This window comes from Streptomyces sp. NPDC046215, assembly GCF_040646215.1.
In the GTDB taxonomy this organism is placed as follows: Bacteria; Actinomycetota; Actinomycetes; order Streptomycetales; family Streptomycetaceae; genus Streptomyces; species Streptomyces stramineus.
The window spans coordinates 1-19,932 of the sequence record NZ_JBEYZW010000059.1 but is presented as its reverse complement, the minus strand read 5'-3'; the positions used below and the strand labels follow the sequence as shown (position 1 = coordinate 19,932).

The window sequence follows — 19,932 nt, the reverse complement described above, 5'->3', positions numbered from 1 at the left end:
ACACGCATGTGCGAAAAAAGAGGAGCGCAATGCCGCCGAGCACACCTCTACCGACCGTCCGGCGACGGCGACTTGGCACTGAGCTACGAAGACTCAGAGAGCGCGCCGACCTGTCCGCCACGGAGGCCGGTATGCGGCTCGGCATCACTCAGTCGCGCATCAGCAACATCGAGGCCGGCCGGTACGGGGTCAGCGCGGAGAGGGTGCGGGCGCTGGCCCTGGCCTACGACTGTTCGGAACCGGCGTTGATCGAGGCCCTGGCGGGGATGACAGGCGAGCGAAGGCGCGGGTGGTGGGAGGAGTACCGGGAGTTCCTCCCCGCAGGGTTGACCGATCTCGCCGAACTGGAGCATCACGCCACCAGATTGCGGGTCGCCCAAGTCATCAACGTACCCGGCTTGCTACAGACCACGGACCAAGCTCGGGCGATCTTCCGTGAGGCAGTGCCACCGCTGCTGGCTCATGAGATCGAACATCGGGTCTCTCACCGGATCAAGCGGCAGGCGGTCCTCTATCGGGATGATCCGCCGCACTATACGGCCATCATTCACGAGGCTGTTCTGCGCATGCAGTTCGGCGGACCCGCGACTGCCAAGGCTCAGCTCAACCACCTGATCGGCATGAGTGAGCGGCACAACATCACCATTCGGGTGATCCCGTTCGGAGGTACATCCTTCCCGACGACGGGACATGGGGTGGATTACTTCCACGGCCCGGTTCCCCAACTCGACGCCGCGACGCTTGATGTCGCTCACGGCGGCGCCCTGGTCGACGCACCGGCGCAGTTGGAGAAGTACCGCTTGATGTTGGACCGCATGGAGACGGTCGCCAGCGATGAGGCCGCGTCCCGCGACCTCATACACCACATCGCGCAGATCCTCTGAGGGGAGAACGAACGTGACCGAGCTGAGCTGGCAGAAGTCCACGTACAGCGAGGAGGCATCCGCTTGCGTCTACTTGACCGCAACCCCTACCGGCACAATCCTTCTCCATGAGAGCGACGCCCCAAAAGCAGTACTCAGCACGGTGCCCGCCAGACTGCGCCCCCTCATATCCCACATCAAGGCCGACACTCTCAACATAGCAACATGAATTCGACCCGAAGGCAGAGAGTTATGACTGAACTGCACTGGCAGAAGTCGTCATACTGCGAGGCAGGGTCCACATGTATCCATCTGGCTTCTGCTCCGGCCCGAGAGATCCATCTTCGCGAGAGCGCCACACCCTACGCGACAGTCATCACGACAGTCACCAGACTCCACCGCCTCCTAGCCCGAATAAAAGGAGGAGACCTCGACCACTGAAGGCGAAGTCACTCAAACTCGATGAAATCTTCCAGGGCTGCCCGCAACCAGTCGTAGAACGTGGCGAACTCACGCCGATTCTCCCGCCCAGGCGAGGAGAAGTCGTGAATAACGCGCACTACGTCGGCTTCAAGATCCCAACATGCGACGTCATCGTTGTCCTCGCGTCGCGCGAATGGCATGAGACGACGCTCCGGAAACCGCTCTCGGAGCCCCGTCACCCGTGCACGAAGGTTCGTGCCTTCCAAAAGCCACCAGGGATCGAGTCCGACCAAACCGGACTCCACAGCCCGGAGGAACTCCTCCGGGTAAGTAAATCCTCCGGGGAGCTCTTCAACAGGAAGAAGATCCATCTGCTTAGTCTCCTCGCCAGCCCGTGATGTCCGAGCCCATTGGGTAGGTGTTGCGATAGCCTGCGCTCTGCTTACCGATTCTAGCCGTGACGGCTTCACCCCAGGTGACAGGAGTCGCCTTCTTCGTGTTGAACCGCCCACTCTCAATTACATCCGCTGGTAGAGGGTCATCGAAGTTCCGCACTCGCGCTTGAATGGGTGTGTCAGTGGAACGGGCTGCGAGCACACGCGTATTGTCAATCGATGTCAGCCGACCATCCGGCATACGAACGACGTCAATCGGATCTCCCTTCCAGCCCTTTGCGCGCATACTCCCGATGATTTCCTCAGCTTCGGTTACAGAGTTCTGACTAAAACGCACCGTGGTGGGTGACAGTTCCGTTACCGGGCACGGGGCCAATCCCAGCGGGTCACCGAGCGTGTGCGAGTTCGCCACATACGCGTGGTGGTTGGGGGCAGGCTGAAGACCCAGCGGATCCGCCGTGATGTACCGCGCCGTCTCCGCGTCGTAATACCGGAAGTAGTTGTAATTCAGCCCCGTTTCCGCGTCGTGGTACTGCCCCGGGAACCGAAGAAGGCAATCCACCCCCGCGTCCCGCGGCGCCGGAAGCCTCGTCCCCCAGAGCGTCGTGCGGCGCTGCCACGCCAGTTCGCCGTCCGGCGTCACCAACTCCGTCGGAGTACCGACCAGGTCCGTCACGATCGCATGGAAGCGCGTGCTGTGATCCGCATCGGCCTGGTCGCCGGTGAATTGCTCGATCAGCGATTCGCCCGCGGCGCGCACCAGCTGCCGGTGGTCCGTCTGCGTCACCGGCCGGTGCGTGCCCGGCGCGTAGTCCCACGTCGTGACCGCGCCGTCCACCGTCGTCTGTTCCGACAGCCTCGTGCCGTCCCACGCGAAGGTGACCTCCTCGGCCACCCCGCCCTCGTCCGTCAGCCGCCGCTTCGATATTCGGCGGCCCAGCGGGTCATACGCGTACGCCCAGCTCTCCCCCTCCGGCGTCACCGCGCCCGTCAGGCGGTCCTCGGCGTCCCATTCGAACAGCCACGTCCGTGACCCGCCGCTCAGCAGCTTGTGGGACTTGCGGATCAGGCGGCCCTGCGCGTCGTGTTCGTATGTCACGCGGCCCGCCCGGCGGATCAGCGTGCCGTCGAACTCGCGGTCGCCGGGCGACTCGTGCGCCGGCGCCGACGCATGGGTGAGGTTGCCCGTCGCGTCGTACGCGTACCGCTCCGTCCAGCCGTGCGCCCGCACCCCGGTCACGCGACCGGAGCGGTCCAGGTCGAAACGGCGTGTGCCGGACGTCAGTTCGCGAATTTCCGTGAGGTAGCCGTCCTCGCGGTACGCGTACGAGCGGTGCTGGAGGAGTCGTTCCGCGCCCGTGACCACCTGGGTCGTCAGCCGGTCGGACGCGTCCCAGCTCTGGGTGAGCGTCGCCCCGCCGCCGAGGCCGCGCGCGGTCTCCCGGCCCGCCGCGTCGTGGGCGAAGGTCAGCGACCCGGCTTCGGAGCGCAGTTCCGTGGGGTGCCCGGCCGCGTCGTACGTCCACTCCGAGCGCAGGCCCGACGGGGTGACCCGCTCGGTCCGGCGGCCCAGCGCGTCATAGGCGTAGGTGGTCGCCCGGCCGTTGACCGTCTCCGACAGCGGGCGGCCGAAGACGTCCCGTTCCCACTCGATCTCGGCGTCCGGGCCGGCCGCCCGGAGCAGACTGCCCGCCGCGTCGTAGGCGAAGGAGGACGTCCCGCCCGTACCGGCGTCCTGCTCGATCACCCGCCCCAGCGCGTCCCGCGTGAAGCGGATCGTTTCTCCGGCGCCGTTGGTCCGGGAGGTGAGCCCGCCCGCCGCGTCGTGCGTGTACGTGAGCGTCCGGCCGTTGAAGTCCGTCTCGGCCGTCAGGCGGCCGGCCTCGTCGTACACGTAGGACCAGGTCAGGCCCTGCGGGTTCGTGACGCCGGTCAGCCGCAGTTCCGTGTCGTACGCGAAGGCGTACTCCGTGCCGTCCGCCTCGGTGCGGGTGGCGGGAACGTCGAAGTGGGTCGAGGTGTGGCGGGTGACGTTCCCCGCGGCGTCCGTGTAGGTGAGGAGGTTGCCTTCGCCGTCCCACGTCCAGGTCTCGCGCCGACCGTCCGCGTCCTCCCGCCGGCTCGGCTTGCCCTCGACGGTCCAGGTCATGCGTGTCGTGCGGCCCAGCGGGTCGGTCGTCTCGACGACGCGGCCGAAGGTGTCACGGCGGACGGTCGTCGTGTGACCGAGGGGATCGGTGACGGCGACCGGCAGGCCCGCGGCGTCACAGGTGACGCGGGTGGTGTGCCCGAGGGCGTCGGTGACGGATGCGACGTGGCCCGACTCGTCGTAGCCGTAGCGGGTCACGGCCCCGGCCGGGTCGACCGTGGCGAGGACGTTGCCACGCTCGTCGTACGTGTGCCGCCAGACCGCGCCGCCGGGCTCGGTGACCTCGGTCGGGCGGCAGAGGGCGTCGTGGACCGCCGTCCCCGCCATGCCGTCCGGCAGGGTGACGCCGGTGAGGTTGCCCGTCTCGTCGTAGGTGTAGCGGGTGGTGCGGCCCAGCGGGTCCGTGACGGCCACGGGGGATTCGCCCCGCTCGTCCCACTCCGTGAGGGTGGTGTGCCCCAGCGCGTCCGTCTCCTCGATCACCTGGCAGTCGGCGTTGTGCCGGTACGTGGCCCGCGCGCCCAGGGAGTCGGTGACGGTCATGCTGCGGGTGTCGTCGTCGTAGACCAGGCTGCCGGAGAGGAAGCCGTCGCTGCCTTCCGTGCGGACGACGCGGCCCCGCTCGTCGTAGACGTAGCCGTACGACGTGCCGTTGCGGTCGGTCCAAGAGGTGATCCGGCCCTCGGCGTCGTAGGTGAACCGCAGCGGCTTGCCGGTGGAGTTGACGACCTCCGTGAGGTTGCCCGCCTCGTCGTAGCCGTAGCGGACCAGGACGGTGCCCCGGCCGAGTGCCTGCATCGGCTCGTACGGCGACGGGGCCTCGTCCAGCAGGCGCAGGCCGGTGATCCGCGGGCCGTCCGTGTCGACGGCGACGTAGTAGCCGCCGGAGTGCCGGACGGCGGTGGGCGTGCCGTTCGCCGCGCGCTCGATGTCGATGCGCGCGCCGTTGCGGTCGTGGACGCTGTCCAGGGGCAGCTGGACGGCGCCGGGAGCGTCCGTGGGGGCCGGGCGGCTGAAGGTGCGGACGACGCCGGCGAACGGGTCGGTGACCGTGAAGACGCCGTCGGGCCTGCCGTCCCACTCCATGGGCATGCGGGGGCCCTTGACGGGCAGGACCGGCTCCCCCGGCTTCGGGACGGGGTAGACGAGGCGCATGCCGTCGGCGGCGACGAACACCACGCCCTCGGCGTCGAGCTGGACGCGCTCGTCGAGCGTGGAGGCCCACGTCGGGCCGAACCAGCCGCCCGCCCGGTACGACGACAGGTGTGTCCGTTCGAGGACGAGCGGCAGGGCGCCCGGCAGGGTGACGTCGGTCTGGGGCAGCATCATGGCGCCGGTGGCGACGTCGATCGGGTCGCGGCAGCCCTTGATGTTCGCGGTGGGCCGGCCGGCGGCGCCTTGTTCGAGGAGGTTGGGGCGGGCGCCCCGCATCAGGGGTGACATCTGCCCGCCGAGTCTGACGCTGTTCTTCGCCAGGCCGCCGAAGCCCCCGAACGCACCGCCGACGATCATGCCTTCCTTGGCGGCGTGGTTGATGTCGTCCAGGCTCACGCCGTCCTGAAGGCCGGTGCTGATCTTGAGGGTCTGGGCGACGGCCAGGTTGACGGTGACGGACTCCACGCCGCCGAACGCCGCCGAGATGACGGTCGCGGCGACGACTTCGGCCACGACGGTGGAGATGCTGACGCCCACCGCGGCGCCCAGCTCGATGATCGCCGCCGCCGCGCTGGCGGACGCGGCCGTCGAGAGGCCGGCGGTGAGCCAGGCCAGGCCGACACCGGCCACGATGACAGCGGCCTGGATGCTGATCTGGGTCCACAGCTTGTCGGTCGCGTCGTCGATGGCGGCGGCGAGCTTTTCCAGCGCATCGGCCATCTCGCGGGCGGCCTTCGGGATGTCGTAGAGCCAGCCCTTCTCCCCCTTGGCGGCGTAGCGGGCCCAGAAGATTTCGAAGGCGTCGATCGCCTCACCCTTGTTGTTGTGGATGAGGGAGGTCGCCGTGTTGTTCACCGGCGTGCGGATCTTCTCCACGCTGTCGGCGAAGGTGTTCCAGGCGGTGGCGGCCTTCCGCAGCTTCCCCGGGTCGCCGTCCGGCCATTTGAGGCCGAGCTTTTCGAGGATGTTCTTGGCCTCGTCCTCGATGCTCACTTGGCGCCCTTGCCGTCGGCTCCCTGGGGGGCCTTCTTGTTGAACATGCCCGCGATCAGGGCGTCGTTGTCGACGTGGCCGTCCGCCATGTCGAGCATCGCCTCGTGGATGCTGACCAGGCCCAGCACGAGGGTGCCGGTCGCCTGCTCGATCTCCTTCTGCCGCTTGGGGTACTCGGTGGCGAACTTTTTGACGGAGTCGTCCTCGCCCCACGGCTTGCCCAGGCCGTCCAGGGTAGTGATGAGCTTGGTGAGCGCTTCGCTCAGTTTGACGCTCTGCGTGTGGAAGACCGGCGCGGACGCCTTCAGGTCCGCCGTCTTGATGTCCAACACTTTGCCACTGTCACGGCCGTCGCCCACGGCTCGCCTCCCCCACCGAGGTCCCGACTATCCACCGTCAAAAATAGTGGATTGTCGATCACCGATCGGTCGCAGCCAGGCGAGTCGCGAACAAAGTCGGGCGCAGGGCCTGTGGCCTTGGACACGCCGCGGGCGGTCCGGCCTTGCACCCGCCGCGGGCGGGACCCGGGGCCCGCCGCTGGGGAACGAGCGCGCCGACGCCCACTCCCCCGTGGTCGGCGTCGGCGCTTTGTGCTGGTCACAGCATCCGACGGCCGTCCACGCGCCGCCATAGGAAGAACTCCCTACTCATGGCACCAGGCCCGCCTGCCGGGCCAGCGACACCGTCGAGACCCGGTTGTTGGTGCCCAGTTTGCGGTAGATCTTCTCCAGGTGGCGGTTGACCGTATGGGGCGAGATCGTGAGGCGGCGGCCGATCACATCGGCCGTCAGCCCCTCCGCGAGCAGCCCCAGGACCGTCTGCTCACGCGGCGTCAGGCCGTGCCCCTCGGTGGGGAGCACCAGGCCGGTGGACAGCGCCCGCAGCCGCCGCAGCTCGCGCACATGGCTGTCCGCGCTGATGAGCAGCGGCTGTATCCGCGTGGCGAACGCGAGCTCGCGCGCACTGAAGTCCGACCCCTTCCGGCCCAGGGACACCGCGCGCAGCGCACCGCCGTCGGACGGCAGGGGCAGGCCCAGTTGCTGGTTGGTGCCGTAGTCCCGGCGCGCCTCGCTGGAGCACTCCAGGTGGCGCCAGAGGTCGCAGAGCTGGTTCATGGACACCGGGCTGCGGTGCCCGTCGGCGAGGTAGCCGACCAGCGGGTGCTGCTGGCCCACCCGGCGCCGGACCAGGGCGTCCACCCCGTCCAGCGACTCCGGCGCCCAGCCCTCCGCCTGCCCCAGCCGCCTCGGCACCTGCATCCTCGCGAAGATCACGGTGCTGCAGCCGAACGCGTCGAGCAGGTGCGCCGCGATCAGATGACCCAGCGACTCCGGGTCGTTGTTCTCGAGTACCGCGACGACGAGGTCGAGCATGCGCTCGTAATCCCGGGTGTGAAGCTGCGACATGAGCAATGCATCCCCAAAACGGCCTACCTTGAGCCGACGCCCCGCCCCCCGGCCGGATACCTCAGGACCAGCGGCCCGTCCGTCCCAGCAGCAGCGCCGTCGCCGCCGTGCCCGCCGTGGACGTGCGCAGGACGCTCGGGCCCAGCCGGTACGGCCGCGCGCCCGCCTCGGCGAACGCGGTGAGCTCCTGGGGCGAGACGCCGCCCTCGGGGCCGACGATGAGCACGATGGTGCCCGTCGCGGGCAGCTCCGCCGTGGCGAGCGGCGCGCTGGAGCCCTCCTCGTGGAGGACGGCCGCGAACGCGGCGTCGGCCAGCAGCGTGGCGACCTGCTTGGTCGTCATCAGGTCGGCCACCTGCGGGAATCTCAGCCGCCGGGACTGCTTGCCGGCCTCGCGGGCCGTCGCGCGCCACTTGCTCAGCGACTTCGCGCCGCGCTCGCCCTTCCACTGGGTGATGCAGCGCGCCGCCGACCACGGGACGATCGCGTCGACGCCCGTCTCGGTCATCGTCTCCACGGCCAGCTCCCCGCGGTCGCCCTTGGGCAGGGCCTGGACCACGGTGATGTGGGGCTCCGGCAGCGGCTCGGAGCGGACGGAGGTGACGGCGACGTCGAGGCGGTCCTTGCCCTCGACGGCGGCGACGGTGCCGGACGCGCCGGTGCCCTCGCCGTCCGTCAGGACGATGTCCTCGCCGACGGTGAGCCGGCGGACCGAGACCGCGTGCCGCCCCTCGGGGCCGGAGAGCGGGAAGACGGTACCGGGGAAGACACCCGTGAGGGCCCCCTCCTCGACCAGGAAGACCGGCGCTGTCATGACTCGCTCCCTCGCAACTCAACTCCTCGCGACCCGTCGCCCGGCGCCTCGCCGGTCAGCGGCTCGCCCTGCGGCGCGGCGCCGTCCCGCTCCGCGCCGTCCTGCGTCAATGTCCTGCGCGCGGCGTCGAGTTCGGCGGCCAGCAGCTCGACGAGCCGGCCCGCCGGAAGCTCGCGCGCCAGGCGGTGCCCCTGCCCCGCCCACAGGCTCATGGCCTGCGGGTCGCCCGCCGCCGCGGCCGCCTTGCGCAGACCGGCCGTCAGGTGATGGACCTGGGGGTACGCGGCGGGGGCGTACGGGCCGTGCTCTCGGATGAAACGGTTCACCAGGCCGCGGGCCGGGCGGCCGGAGAAGGCGCGGGTCAACTCCGTACCCCCGTACAGCGGATCGGTCAGCGCCTGCTTGTGCAGCGGGTGGGCGCCGGACTCCGGGCAGACGAGGAACGCGGTGCCGAGCTGCGCGGCGCCGGCGCCGGCGGCGAGCACGGCCGCTATCTGCGCACCGCGCATCAGACCGCCCGAGGCGATCACCGGCAGGTCCACGGCCGCACGGACCTGGGTCAGCAGGGACAGCAGGCCCACGCCCGCGCCGTCCGCGTGCGGGTCGTCGCGGTGGGTGCCCTGGTGGCCGCCGGCCTCGACGCCCTGGACGCACAGCGCGTCCGCGCCCGCGTCCCGGGCGGCCTCCGCCTCGGCGACCGAGGTGACGGTCACGACCGTCACCGTGCCGGCCCGGGCGAGCGACTCCAGCGCCTTCGGGGACGGGCAGCCGAACGTGAAGGAGACCAGGGGGACCGGGTCGTCGAGGAGGATCGCCAGCTTGGCGTCGTAGGCGTCGTCGCACGCCTGGTGCGGGTCGCCGAGCGGCGTGTCGTACCAGGTGGCCTCACCGGCGAGCTGCTCGGCGTAGACCGCGACGGCGGCCGGGTCGGCGGCGGGGGGCTGCGGCATGAAGAGGTTCACGCCGAAGGGCTTGGCCGTACGGGCGCGGAGCTGCTTGATCTCCTCGTACATCGCGGCCGGCGTCTTGTACCCGGCGGCGAGAAACCCCAGGCCACCCGCCTCGCAGACCGCCGCGGCCAGCGCCGGCCCGGAGCCGCCGCCGGCCATGGGGGCCTGCACGATCGGATACCGGGACAGGCCGGTCAGCGCGGAGGCCCCCCTGGATTCAAAAGCCATGACCACATCGTGTCACGCCCCGGGCACGCGGCCGAATCGAACGCGAAGGCCGCACGGGCCCCGACATGCGGAAGCCCGGCCGGGGTGTGCCCCGGCCGGGCTTCATCACGTCTGGCATCAGCGGCCGTTGCGCCGACATGCGGTCACTCCGGAGGAGTCAGGCGCCTACCGTCCGTTGAACGCGTCCTTCAGTCGCGAGAACAGCCCCTGCTGACCCGGCTTGAACTCGCCCATCGGTCGCTCCTCGCCGCGCAGCTTCGCGAGCTGGCGCAGGAGGTCCTCCTGCTGCGGGTCGAGCTTGTTCGGGGTGATCACCTCGACGTGGACGACCAGATCGCCGCGGCCGCCGCCCCGCAGGTGCGTCACGCCGCGCTGGTGCAGCGGGATCGACTGCCCGGACTGGGTGCCCGGCCTGATGTCGATCTCCTCGATGCCGTCCAGGGTCTCCAGCGGCACCTTCGTGCCCAGGGCCGCGGCCGTCATCGGGATGGTGACCGTGCAGTGCAGGTCGTCGCCCCGGCGCTGGAACGTCGAGTGCGGGGTCTCGTGGATCTCCACGTACAGATCGCCGGCGGGGCCGCCGCCGGGGCCGACCTCGCCCTCGCCCGCCAGCTGGATGCGGGTGCCGTTGTCGACACCGGCCGGGATCTTGACCGTCAGGGTGCGGCGCGAGCGGACGCGGCCGTCGCCGGCGCACTCCGGGCACGGGGTCGGCACCACGGTGCCGAAGCCCTGGCACTGCGGGCACGGCCGGGAGGTCATGACCTGGCCGAGGAAGGAGCGGGTGACCTGGGAGACCTCACCGCGGCCGCGGCACATGTCACAGGTCTGCGCGGAGGTGCCGGGGGCCGCGCCCTCGCCGCTGCACGTGGTGCAGACGACGGCGGTGTCGACCTGGATCTCCTTGGTCGTGCCGAAGGCGGCCTCGTCCAGGGTCACTTCGAGACGGATCATGGCGTCCTGGCCGCGGCGCGTCCGCGAGCGCGGGCCGCGCTGCGAGGACTGGCCGAAGAACGCGTCCATGATGTCGGAGAAATTGCCGAAGCCGGCACCGAAGCCGCCCGCGCCGCCGCCACCGCCGCCGGACGCGGAGAGCGGGTCGCCACCGAGGTCGTAGACCTGCTTCTTCTGCGGGTCCGAGAGCACCTCGTAAGCGGCGTTGATCTCCTTGAACCGCTCCTGCGTCTTCGGGTCCGGGTTCACATCCGGGTGCAGCTCGCGGGCGAGACGGCGGAATGCCTTCTTGATCTCGTCCTGCGAGGCGTCACGCCGTACGCCCAGGACCGCGTAGTAGTCCGTGGCCACTTACGACTCCGCCAGGATCTGTCCGACGTAACGTGCCACTGCGCGTACCGCTCCCATCGTTCCGGGGTAGTCCATGCGGGTCGGTCCGACCACGCCGAGTTTGGCGACTGCCTCGTCGCCCGAACCGTAGCCGACGGCGACGACCGATGTGGAGTTCAGGCCCTCGTGAGCATTCTCATGGCCGATTCGCACCGTCATGCCCGAATCCTTGGCTTCGCCGAGCAGCTTGAGCAGCACGACCTGCTCCTCCAACGCCTCCAGCACCGGCCGGATCATCAGGGGGAAGTCGTGCCCGAAGCGGGTGAGATTGGCGGTGCCGCCGATCATCAGCCGCTCCTCCGTCTCCTCGACCAGGGTCTCCAGCAGGGTCGCGAGGACCGTCGTGACGGTTCCGCGGTCCTCCTGCTCGAAGGACTCGGCGAGGTCCTGCACCAGCTGCGGCACATCCGCGAAGCGGCGCCCGACGACCCGGCTGTTGAGCCGCGCCCGCAGATCCGCGAGCGAGGTCTCCCCGATCGGCGCCGGGCAGTCGACCATGCGCTGCTCGACCCGTCCGGTGTCCGTGATCAGTACGAGCATGACGCGGGCGGGAGCGAGCGAGAGCAGCTCCACGTGGCGCACGGTCGAACGGGTCAGCGACGGGTACTGCACCACCGCGACCTGCCGGGTCAGCTGCGCGAGCAGCCGGACCGTGCGGCCCACGACGTCGTCGAGGTCGACGGCGCCGTCGAGGAAGTTGTGGATGGCGCGCCGCTCCGGCGTCGACAGGGGCTTGACGCCCGCCAGCTTGTCGACGAAGAGGCGGTAGCCCTTGTCGGTCGGGATGCGGCCGGCGCTCGTGTGGGGCTGGGCGATGAAGCCCTCGTCCTCCAGCGCGGCCATGTCGTTGCGCACGGTGGCCGGGGAGACGCCCAGCCGGTGCCGTTCGGTGAGGGCCTTGGAGCCGACCGGCTCCTCGGTGCCCACGTAGTCCTGGACGATGGCGCGCAACACTTCGAGCCTGCGTTCGCTCAGCACCGCGCACCTCCAGTCCAGCCGTCTTACGGTTCCCGGGCCCTGGCACTCCATGGTCACGAGTGCCAGATCCCTCCAGCCAGTGTACGGCCGGGCACCACGGACAGGGCAAGAGCCGTCCCCCCGCCGTGCCCTCCGCACGGCGGCCGGGCGGGCAACCGTACCGCGCTCCGGCTAGCGTCCGGGTATGGACAGCCATGAGGCGGCAGCACGTTGGGAACGGCTCGCGCCAGGGGTCGCGCGCCGCAGAATGCCGGTGTGGGACGCGACGATCGGGGTGATCGCCGGGGGGACGGAGCTCCTGCTCGTGGACACCGGATCGAGCCTGCGGGAGGGCGCGGAGGTCCGGCGCGAGGTGCGGGAGCTCTTCGGCCGGGACGTGACGCATATCGCTCTCACCCACCCGCACTTCGACCACGTCTTCGGGACGGCCGTCTTCTCCGGCGTGCAGGTGTACGGGGCCGTGGGCCTCGGCGAACTGCTGCTGCGCGAGGGCGAGGCGCTGTGCCGGGACGCGGTGCGCCACGGCCTCGACCCGGAGGCCGCCGCCAACGCGGCCGAGCTGCTCGTCCGGCCCCACCACCCGGTCTCCGGCGAGCTCACCCTCGACCTCGGCGGCGGCCGGCAGGCGCTGCTGGCCAACGTCGGCCCGGGCCACACCGCCCACGACCTGGCCGTCCTCGTCGCCGGCTCCGGCGGGGCGCCCGAGGTGGTCTTCTGCGGCGACCTGGTCGAGGAGTCGGGTGAGCCCCAGGCGGGCCCGGACGCCGTGCCCCGGCAGTGGCCGGCGGCGCTGGACCGGTTGCTGGAGCTCGGCGGGGAGGACGCGGTGTACGTGCCGGGGCACGGCGCGGCGGTCGACGCCGCCTTCGTCCGGGCGCAGCGCGCGGAGCTGGCGGCGCGCTCCGGCGTGTCGTGAGCCGGTGCCGTGATGCTCTCCTCGGAGGCCCCGACGTGATCCACAATGTCCCGCATGCGCAGCAGAGAGTTCGGACCTGATCTCACCCCGCCCTGGCTGTGCCTCCCCGGGGGATGACCCCCGGCCCCCCAGCCGCGACACACACGCTGCCCTCACAGAATGGCCGACATGCGCAGCAGAAACTACGGACCTGATCTCACCCCGCCCTGGAAGAAGAGCACCCCGGCCCCCGAGGTCGCGGCCGAACCCGACCTCGTCGTCGAGGAGGTCACCACGGGCTTCTGCGGGGCGGTGATCAGGTGCGAGAAGACGGCACAGGGGCCCACGGTCACCTTGGAGGACCGCTTCGGCAAGCACCGCGTGTTCCCGATGGAGCCGCGGGGCTTCCTGCTGGAGGGGCGGGTGGTCACGCTCGTCCGGCCGAGCGCCCAGGCCCCCGGTGCGCCGCGGCGGACCGCCTCGGGCTCCATCGCGCTCCCCGGGGCGCGGGCGCGGGTGGCGCGCGCCGGGCGCATCTATGTGGAAGGGCGCCATGACGCGGAGCTCGTGGAGCGGGTCTGGGGTGACGACCTGCGCGTCGAGGGCGTCGTCGTGGAGTACCTGGAGGGCGTCGACGACCTGCCGGCCGTCGTGCGCTCCTTCGCCCCGGGGCCGGACGCGCGGCTGGGCGTCCTGGTGGACCACCTCGTACCGGGCTCGAAGGAGTCCCGGATCGCGGCGGCGGTGACGGGCGAGGACGTGCTGGTGGTGGGCCACCCGTACATCGACGTGTGGGAGGCGGTGAAGCCGTCGTCGGTGGGCATCGCGGCGTGGCCGCGCGTCCCGCGCGGCCAGGACTGGAAGACGGGCGTCTGCCGGGCGCTGGGCTGGCCGGAGAACACGGGGGCCGCTTGGCAGCGGATCCTGGGGTCGGTGCGGTCTTACAAGGATCTTGAGCCGGAGCTTTTGGGGCGGGTGGAGGAACTGATCGATTTTGTGACGGGGCCGACGGGCTAGCGGGGGGGGCGCCGGGCTGGGTCTGGAATGCGGACGTGTCCAGGGCCACGCCCAGCATGTCGAGGGGCACGGGCTCACCGAACTTGCTGATGCAGCGGGTACACAGCCATTGCGCGTCAGTTCACCCGAACAGGTAATCAGTCCACCAGATCCCGCACCACCGCGTCCGCCAGCAGTCGCCCCCGCAGCGTCAGCACCGCGCGGCCCTCCTCGTACGGGCCCGCCTGGAGCAGGCCGTCGGACAGCGCCCGCTCGGCGGCCTTCGCCCCCGCCGGCTTCAGCAAGGACAGCGGGCACCCGTCCAGCAGCCGCAGCTCCAGCAGGATCCGCTCGACCCGCTGGTCCTCCTCCGGCAGGATCTCGCGCCCCGCGCCCGGGGAGCGGCCCTCGCCGAGCGCCTGCGCGTACGCGCCCGGGTGCTTGACGTTCCACCACCGCACGCCCCCCACGTGCGAGTGCGCCCCCGGTCCCGCGCCCCACCAGTCGGCGCCGCGCCAGTAGAGCTCGTTGTGTCGGCAGCGGCCCGCTTCACCGGTGGCCCAGTTGGAGACCTCGTACCAGTGGAAGCCCGCGGCCGTGAGCATGTCCTCCGCGATGAGGTAGCGGTCGGCGTGGACGTCGTCGTCGGTCATGGGCACCTCACCGCGCCGGATGCGGCGGGCGAGCTGGGTGCCCTCCTCGACGATCAGCGCGTACGCCGAGACGTGGTCGGGGCCCGCGCCGATCGCGGCGTCCAGGGAGGCCCGCCAGTCGTCGTCCGACTCGCCCGGGGTGCCGTAGATCAGGTCCAGGTTGACGTGCTCGAAGCCGGCGGCCCGCGCCTCCGCGACGCATGCCTCGGGGCGGCCGGGGGTGTGGGTGCGGTCGAGGATCTTCAGGACGTGCTGCCGGGCGCTCTGCATCCCGAAGGAGACGCGGTTGAAGCCGCCCTCGCGCAGCTCGGCGAGGTAGCGGGGGTCCACGGACTCCGGGTTGGCCTCGGTGGTGATCTCCGCGCCCTCGGCGAAGCCGAACTCGTCCCGGATGGCGCCCAGCATCCGCACGAGGTCGGCGGCGGGCAGCAGCGTGGGGGTGCCGCCGCCGACGAAGACGGTCTCCACGGGTCGCGGGTCCTCCCCCAGCACCTTGCGCGCGAGGCGGATCTCCTCCACGAGCGTCTGCGCGTAGTTGTCCCGGGAGGCCAGGGCCCCGCCGGAACCGCGCAGCTCGGTCGCGGTGTAGGTGTTGAAGTCGCAGTATCCGCAGCGTGTCGCGCAGTACGGCACGTGCAGGTAGAACCCGAGCGGCCGCTGCCCGGCGCCCGTCAGGGCGTGCGGGGGCAGGGCCCCGTCCTCGGGCACGGGTTCGCCGTCAGGCAGTACGGAAGGCATGGGTCCATTGTCCGGCATCGGCCGGGGGTTCCCGGCCGACGGCCGCCTCAGCGCTCCCGGGAGCCCGAGTACATCTCCTCGATCAGGTCCTTGTACTCGCGCTCGACGACCGGCCGCTTGAGCTTCAGGCTCGGGGTGAGCTCGCCGTGCTCGACGTCCAGGTCGCGGGGCAGCAGCCGGAACTTCTTGATCGTCTGCCAGCGCTGGAGGCCCTCGTTGACCCGCTGCACATAGCCGTCGATGAGCTCGACGGTCTCCTTGGCGGCGACCACCTCGGCGTACGGCTTGCCGCCCATGCCGTGCTCCCCGGCCCAGACCATGAGCGTCGGCTCGTCGAGCGCGATGAGGGCGGTGCAGAAGTTCCGGTCCGCGCCGTGCACCAGGACGTTGGAGACGAACGGGCAGACGGCCTTGAACTGGCCCTCGATCTCGGCGGGGGCCACGTACTTGCCGCCCGAGGTCTTGATCAGGTCCTTCTTGCGGTCGGTGATGCGCAGGTAGCCGTCGGGCGACAGCTCGCCGATGTCACCGGTGTGGAACCAGCCGTCGGACTCCAGGACCTCGGCGGTCTTCTCGGGCAGCCCGTGGTAGCCGGCCATGACGGCGGGGCCGCGCAGCAGGACCTCGCCGTCGTCGGCGATCCGGACCTCGGTGCCGGGCAGCGGCTTGCCGACCGTGCCGGTGCGGTAGGCCTCGCCGGGGTTGACGAAGCTGGCGGCGCTGGTCTCGGTGAGGCCGTAGCCCTCCAGGATGTGGATGCCGGCGCCGGAGAAGAAGTAGCCGATCTCCGGGGAGAGGGCGGAGGCGCCGGAGACACAGGCGCGCAGCCGCCCGCCGAACGCCTCGCGGATCTTGGCGTAGACGAGCGCGTCGGCGACCTTGTGCTTGGTGGCCAGCCCGAAGGGGACGGTCCGGCTGCCGGTGCGCTGGAAGTTGTCCTGCGAGACCTTTGCGTACTCCCGGGCGACGTCGGCGGCCCAGTGGAAGATCTTGTACTTGGCGGCGCCGCCCTCGCGGGCCTTGGCCGCGACGCCGTTGTAGACCTTCTCGAAGATGCGGGGCACGGAGCACATGTAGGTGGGCCGGACGACCCGGAGGTTTTCGACGATCTTGTCGACCCGGCCGTCCACGGCGGAGACGTGGCCCGTGCTGATCTGGCTGACGGTCAGCACCTTGCCGAAAACGTGGGCGAGCGGCAGCCACAGGTACTGCACGTCGCTCGTGACCACCAGGCCGGTGGCCTGGATGGCGCGCGCCATGTAGGACCAGGCGTCGTGGGGCAGCCGTACGCCCTTGGGCCGCCCGGTGGTGCCTGAGGTGTAGATCAGGCTGGCGAGCTGGTCGGCGCGCAGGGCCTTGATCCGGTCCAGGACGAGCTCGGGCTCGGCCGCCAGGCGCGCGGCGCCGCGCCGCTCCAGCTCCGCCAGGGAGAGCACCCAGCCCTCCGGGTCGCCCTCGGCGGGCACGGCGTCCGCGGCCTCGATGACGACGACGTGGGCGAGCCCGGGCAGCTCGGCGCGGTGCTCACGGGCCTTGGCGAGCTGGGCCGCGTCCTCGGCGATCAGCACCCGGCTCTCGGAGTCGGCGAGGATGAAGGCCGTCTCCTCCGCGTTGGTGCTGGGGTAGATCGTGGTGGTCGCGGCCCCGGAACACAGGACTCCGTAGTCCGAGAAGATCCACTCCACCCGGGTGGAGGAGGCGAGGGAGACCCGCTCCTCGGGGCGCACGCCCAGGTCGACGAGACCGGCGGCGACGGCGAGTATGCGCTCGCCCGCCTGGCGCCAGGTGAGCGAGGCCCAGCTGTCGGGCCCCTGCCCGGAGGGGTCGGGCACCGGGTAGCGGTACGCCTCGGCGTCGGGTGTCTCCGCCACGCGTTCGAGGAGGATCGTCGCCACGGAGGGCGGCCGGTTCTCGATCAAAGCCTGTGTCTCGGTCACGGCGTCCTCCGGGGCCCGATTCTTTTGCTGGTGACTCACGAGTAACCTTCAAGCATTGATCAGACTAGAGCGCACGGGGCCAGGACGTAAGGGTCTGCGACCGCCTTGTCGAAGCTGTGACCGGCACACTGCTTGCCCTGCACACGTATCCCGTCCGAGCTGTGGCTTCCCGCCGGACGACGGATGCCCGCCCCCTCGTGGGGGACGGGCATCCGGGCCGTGACGGTGCGGAGCGCCGCGACTACTTCTTACCCTTCTCGCCGCCGTCGGAGTCCGAGGACAGCACCGCGATGAAGGCCTCCTGCGGGACCTCCACGCTGCCGACCATCTTCATCCGCTTCTTGCCTTCCTTCTGCTTCTCCAGCAGCTTGCGCTTACGGGAGATGTCGCCGCCGTAGCACTTGGCGAGGACGTCCTTGCGGATCGCGCGGACCGTCTCACGGGCGATGACCCGCGAGCCGATGGCGGCCTGGATCGGCACCTCGAAGTTCTGCCGCGGGATGAGCTCGCGCAGCTTGGCGACGAGCCGCACGCCGTACGCGTACGCCTTGTCCTTGTGCGTGATCGCGGAGAACGCGTCCACCTTGTCGCCGTGCAGCAGGATGTCGACCTTGACCAGGCTGGCCTGCTGCTCGCCGGTGGGCTCGTAGTCGAGGGAGGCGTAGCCGCGGGTCTTGGACTTCAGCTGGTCGAAGAAGTCGAAGACGATCTCGGCGAGCGGCAGGGTGTAGCGCAGCTCGACCCGGTCCTCGGAGAGGTAGTCCATGCCCAGCAGCGAGCCGCGGCGGGACTGGCAGAGCTCCATGATCGCGCCGACGAACTCGTTGGGCGCCAGGATCGTGGACTTCACCACCGGCTCGTGCACCTCGGCGATCTTCCCCTCGGGGAACTCGCTCGGGTTGGTGACGATGTGCTCGGTGCCGTCCTCCATGTTGACCCGGTAGACCACGTTGGGCGCGGTCGCGATGAGGTCCAGGCCGAACTCCCGCTCCAGCCGCTCGCGGATCACGTCCAGGTGGAGCAGGCCGAGGAAGCCGACACGGAAGCCGAAGCCGAGGGCGGCCGAGGTCTCCGGCTCGTAGACGAGCGCGGCGTCGTTGAGCTGGAGCTTGTCGAGGGCCTCGCGGAGCTCGGGGTAGTCCGAGCCGTCCAGCGGGTACAGGCCCGAGAACACCATCGGCTTGGGGTCCTTGTAGCCGCCCAGGGCCTCGGTGGCGCCGTTGGCGAAGGAGGTGATCGTGTCACCGACCTTGGACTGACGGACGTCCTTCACGCCGGTGATGATGTAGCCCACCTCGCCGACGCCCAGGCCGTCGGAGGGCGTCATCTCCGGCGCGGAGACACCGATCTCCAGCAGCTCGTGGGTGGCGCCGGTCGACATCATCTTGATGCGCTCGCGCTTCTTCAGCTCGCCGTCCACGACCCTGACGTAGGTGACCACGCCGCGGTAGGAGTCATAGACCGAGTCGAAGATCATCGCGCGGGCGGGGGCGTCCTTGACGCCGACGGGCGGCGGGACCTCGGCGACGACCTTATCCAGCAGCGCGTCCACGCCGACGCCGGTCTTCGCGGAGACCTTGAGGACCTCGGAGGGGTCGCAGCCGATCAGGTGCGCCAGCTCGGCGGCGAACTTCTCCGGCTGCGCGGCCGGCAGGTCGATCTTGTTGAGGACCGGGATGATCGTGAGGTCGTTCTCCATCGCCAGGTAGAGGTTGGCGAGGGTCTGGGCCTCGATGCCCTGGGCGGCGTCCACCAGGAGGATGCAGCCCTCGCACGCGGCGAGGGAACGCGAGACCTCGTAGGTGAAGTCGACGTGGCCCGGGGTGTCGATCATGTTGAGGATGTGGGTGTTGCCCTTGTCCTCGGTGGGCGCCCAGGGCAGCCGGACCGCCTGGGACTTGATCGTGATGCCGCGCTCACGCTCGATGTCCATCCGGTCGAGGTACTGCGCACGCATCTGCCGCGAGTCGACCACACCGGTCAGCTGGAGCATCCGGTCGGCGAGCGTCGACTTGCCATGGTCGATGTGCGCGATGATGCAGAAGTTACGGATGAGAGCCGGGTCGGTACGGCTCGGCTCCGGCACATGGGTAGGGGTCGCGGGCACGCAAGGTCCATTCGGTGACTTCGGCGTTTGAACGCGGTCTCGTCGGGAGTCGCGGGTGATACGTCACCCCATCGTCCCATGAGTGGCGGCATCGGTCCGGTTTGGGAGGCCGGAGTGCCTCCTGGTAGCCTGGACAACTGTGTCTCGTGCCCTCTCGGGTCCTCCCTCTCGGAAGATTCCCTCCGGGGTGCGGACGCACTCAGAAATCCGACGAACCTGAAAAGGCTCTTTCGTGGCGAACATCAAGTCCCAGATCAAGCGGAACAAGACCAACGAGAAGGCGCGCCTGCGCAACAAGGCCGTCAAGTCCTCGGTCAAGACCGCTGTCCGCGCGGCCCGCGAGGCGCTCCTCGCCGGTGACGTCGAGAAGGCCACCGCCGCCGTCGCCGCGGCCGGCAAGAAGCTCGACAAGGCCGCCAGCAAGGGTGTCCTGCACAAGAACGCCGCCGCCAACAAGAAGTCGGCGCTGGCCAAGCAGGCTGCCGCCCTCAAGGGCTGAAGCCTTTCCGGGGCCTAGTGCCCCAACCCGTCGGTACGGACTCCGCGGACCCTCTCTACCGCGCCGTCCCGGCACTCTCGAAGTTGTGAAGACTGCGAGACGCACCGCACGCGGCCGTTCGCCACGGGGTGCGGTGCAACCGAGCGTCACACCGAAGGCCCCGCGCCTGCCCTTTCCCCAAGGGCGGCGCGGGGCCTTTGGCCTTCCGGCCGGGCTTGTGGGTGCACCACCGCTGCGCGGCGGTGTCCTCAATCTCCCCCAGCTACCGCTGGGGGTGCCCCCAGGAGGTGCCCCCGGACGGGCTGGTAGTGGCTGCCCACGACCCGCTCTCCTACCTGCCGGTGGGCATCGGCTTCGACGAGATGGCCTCCTACGCGGCCGAGAAGCCGGCCGACTTCACCCAGCGGGC

Annotated in this window: 17 protein-coding genes; 6 read left to right on the top strand and 11 right to left on the bottom strand. The window is 70.3% G+C overall.

The window, feature by feature from the left end:
* Positions 1 to 29: 29 nt before the first annotated feature.
* The 3 genes from ABZ951_RS23460 to ABZ951_RS23450 are packed head-to-tail and all read left to right on the top strand — an operon-like array spanning position 30 to position 1,304.
* On the top strand, positions 30 to 884 hold the full coding sequence (locus tag ABZ951_RS23460) for a helix-turn-helix transcriptional regulator (protein ID WP_344088880.1): 855 nt from the start codon (positions 30 to 32) through the stop codon (positions 882 to 884).
* A complete protein-coding gene (locus ABZ951_RS23455) occupies positions 835 to 1,092 on the top strand; it encodes a DUF397 domain-containing protein (RefSeq protein WP_344088883.1) in 258 nt (85 codons plus the stop codon). The genes ABZ951_RS23460 and ABZ951_RS23455 overlap by 50 nt, the downstream gene beginning before the upstream one ends.
* Positions 1,089 to 1,304 carry a DUF397 domain-containing protein gene (locus ABZ951_RS23450; protein WP_361280608.1) on the top strand — a complete coding sequence of 72 codons (216 nt, stop codon included), beginning with the start codon at positions 1,089 to 1,091 and terminating at the stop codon, positions 1,302 to 1,304. The genes ABZ951_RS23455 and ABZ951_RS23450 overlap by 4 nt, the downstream gene beginning before the upstream one ends.
* Positions 1,305 to 1,312: 8 nt before the next feature.
* Here the strand turns inward: ABZ951_RS23450 and ABZ951_RS23445 are convergent, their stop codons facing one another.
* The 8 genes from ABZ951_RS23445 to hrcA form a co-directional block, all read right to left on the bottom strand.
* Complete coding sequence (locus ABZ951_RS23445; RefSeq protein ID WP_344088889.1) at positions 1,313 to 1,657, bottom strand: hypothetical protein; 345 nt, start codon at positions 1,655 to 1,657, stop codon at positions 1,313 to 1,315.
* Between the two features lie 4 nt (positions 1,658 to 1,661).
* A complete protein-coding gene (locus ABZ951_RS23440) occupies positions 1,662 to 5,978 on the bottom strand; it encodes a DUF6531 domain-containing protein (RefSeq protein WP_344088892.1) in 4,317 nt (1,438 codons plus the stop codon).
* Positions 5,975 to 6,337 carry a hypothetical protein gene (locus tag ABZ951_RS23435; RefSeq protein WP_344088895.1) on the bottom strand — a complete coding sequence of 121 codons (363 nt, stop codon included), beginning with the start codon at positions 6,335 to 6,337 and terminating at the stop codon, positions 5,975 to 5,977. The genes ABZ951_RS23440 and ABZ951_RS23435 overlap by 4 nt, the downstream gene beginning before the upstream one ends.
* 288 nt (positions 6,338 to 6,625) lie before the next feature.
* Positions 6,626 to 7,384 (bottom strand): LuxR C-terminal-related transcriptional regulator, encoded by a 759-nt coding sequence (locus ABZ951_RS23430; RefSeq protein WP_344088898.1) that lies wholly within the window; start codon positions 7,382 to 7,384, stop codon positions 6,626 to 6,628.
* A 61-nt stretch (positions 7,385 to 7,445) separates the two neighbouring features.
* Positions 7,446 to 8,198, bottom strand: coding sequence for a 16S rRNA (uracil(1498)-N(3))-methyltransferase (locus tag ABZ951_RS23425; RefSeq protein ID WP_344088901.1), 753 nt, complete (start codon positions 8,196 to 8,198; stop codon positions 7,446 to 7,448).
* Positions 8,195 to 9,376: a nitronate monooxygenase gene (locus ABZ951_RS23420; RefSeq protein WP_344088903.1), complete on the bottom strand. Its 1,182-nt coding sequence runs from the start codon at positions 9,374 to 9,376 to the stop codon at positions 8,195 to 8,197. The genes ABZ951_RS23425 and ABZ951_RS23420 overlap by 4 nt, the downstream gene beginning before the upstream one ends.
* 165 nt (positions 9,377 to 9,541) lie before the next feature.
* Positions 9,542 to 10,681, bottom strand: coding sequence for a molecular chaperone DnaJ (gene dnaJ, locus ABZ951_RS23415; protein ID WP_344088905.1), 1,140 nt, complete (start codon positions 10,679 to 10,681; stop codon positions 9,542 to 9,544).
* Positions 10,682 to 11,698 carry a heat-inducible transcriptional repressor HrcA gene (hrcA, locus tag ABZ951_RS23410; protein ID WP_344088907.1) on the bottom strand — a complete coding sequence of 339 codons (1,017 nt, stop codon included), beginning with the start codon at positions 11,696 to 11,698 and terminating at the stop codon, positions 10,682 to 10,684. It abuts the gene before it with no gap.
* Positions 11,699 to 11,882: 184 nt separating this feature from the next.
* On the opposite strand from hrcA, the gene ABZ951_RS23405 reads away from it, so the two are divergent.
* On the top strand, positions 11,883 to 12,614 hold the full coding sequence (locus ABZ951_RS23405; protein WP_344088910.1) for an MBL fold metallo-hydrolase: 732 nt from the start codon (positions 11,883 to 11,885) through the stop codon (positions 12,612 to 12,614).
* A 168-nt stretch (positions 12,615 to 12,782) separates the two neighbouring features.
* Positions 12,783 to 13,610 carry a DUF3097 domain-containing protein gene (locus ABZ951_RS23400; protein WP_344088912.1) on the top strand — a complete coding sequence of 276 codons (828 nt, stop codon included), beginning with the start codon at positions 12,783 to 12,785 and terminating at the stop codon, positions 13,608 to 13,610.
* A gap of 137 nt (positions 13,611 to 13,747) precedes the next feature.
* Here the strand turns inward: ABZ951_RS23400 and hemW are convergent, their stop codons facing one another.
* The 3 genes from hemW to lepA all read right to left on the bottom strand — a co-directional run bounded on the left by hemW (position 13,748) and on the right by lepA (position 19,024).
* The gene (gene hemW, locus ABZ951_RS23395; RefSeq protein ID WP_344088914.1) at positions 13,748 to 14,980 is read right to left on the bottom strand and encodes a radical SAM family heme chaperone HemW; all 1,233 of its coding nucleotides are present in this window, start codon (positions 14,978 to 14,980) and stop codon (positions 13,748 to 13,750) included.
* Between the two features lie 47 nt (positions 14,981 to 15,027).
* On the bottom strand, positions 15,028 to 16,917 hold the full coding sequence (locus ABZ951_RS23390; RefSeq protein WP_344088916.1) for a long-chain fatty acid--CoA ligase: 1,890 nt from the start codon (positions 16,915 to 16,917) through the stop codon (positions 15,028 to 15,030).
* A 241-nt stretch (positions 16,918 to 17,158) separates the two neighbouring features.
* Positions 17,159 to 19,024, bottom strand: a complete 1,866-nt coding sequence (lepA, locus tag ABZ951_RS23385) for a translation elongation factor 4 (RefSeq protein WP_344088919.1) — start codon at positions 19,022 to 19,024, stop codon at positions 17,159 to 17,161.
* A 232-nt stretch (positions 19,025 to 19,256) separates the two neighbouring features.
* On the opposite strand from lepA, the gene rpsT reads away from it, so the two are divergent.
* Positions 19,257 to 19,523 (top strand): 30S ribosomal protein S20, encoded by a 267-nt coding sequence (rpsT, locus tag ABZ951_RS23380; RefSeq protein WP_344088922.1) that lies wholly within the window; start codon positions 19,257 to 19,259, stop codon positions 19,521 to 19,523.
* Positions 19,524 to 19,932: the final 409 nt, after the last annotated feature.

Excerpts from the sequence above, each read along its gene's own strand:
- ABZ951_RS23430 (WP_344088898.1), bottom strand. The coding sequence starts at position 7,384 with ATGTCGCAGCTTCACACCCGGGATTACGAGCGCATGCTCGACCTCGTC.
- ABZ951_RS23400 (WP_344088912.1), top strand. The coding sequence starts at position 12,783 with ATGCGCAGCAGAAACTACGGACCTGATCTCACCCCGCCCTGGAAGAAG.
- ABZ951_RS23445 (WP_344088889.1), bottom strand. The coding sequence starts at position 1,657 with ATGGATCTTCTTCCTGTTGAAGAGCTCCCCGGAGGATTTACTTACCCG.
- ABZ951_RS23425 (WP_344088901.1), bottom strand. The coding sequence starts at position 8,198 with ATGACAGCGCCGGTCTTCCTGGTCGAGGAGGGGGCCCTCACGGGTGTC.
- ABZ951_RS23450 (WP_361280608.1), top strand. The coding sequence starts at position 1,089 with ATGAATTCGACCCGAAGGCAGAGAGTTATGACTGAACTGCACTGGCAG.
- ABZ951_RS23405 (WP_344088910.1), top strand. The coding sequence starts at position 11,883 with ATGGACAGCCATGAGGCGGCAGCACGTTGGGAACGGCTCGCGCCAGGG.
- hemW (WP_344088914.1), bottom strand. The coding sequence starts at position 14,980 with ATGCCTTCCGTACTGCCTGACGGCGAACCCGTGCCCGAGGACGGGGCC.
- ABZ951_RS23420 (WP_344088903.1), bottom strand. The coding sequence starts at position 9,376 with ATGGCTTTTGAATCCAGGGGGGCCTCCGCGCTGACCGGCCTGTCCCGG.
- ABZ951_RS23460 (WP_344088880.1), top strand. The coding sequence starts at position 30 with ATGCCGCCGAGCACACCTCTACCGACCGTCCGGCGACGGCGACTTGGC.
- ABZ951_RS23455 (WP_344088883.1), top strand. The coding sequence starts at position 835 with ATGAGGCCGCGTCCCGCGACCTCATACACCACATCGCGCAGATCCTCT.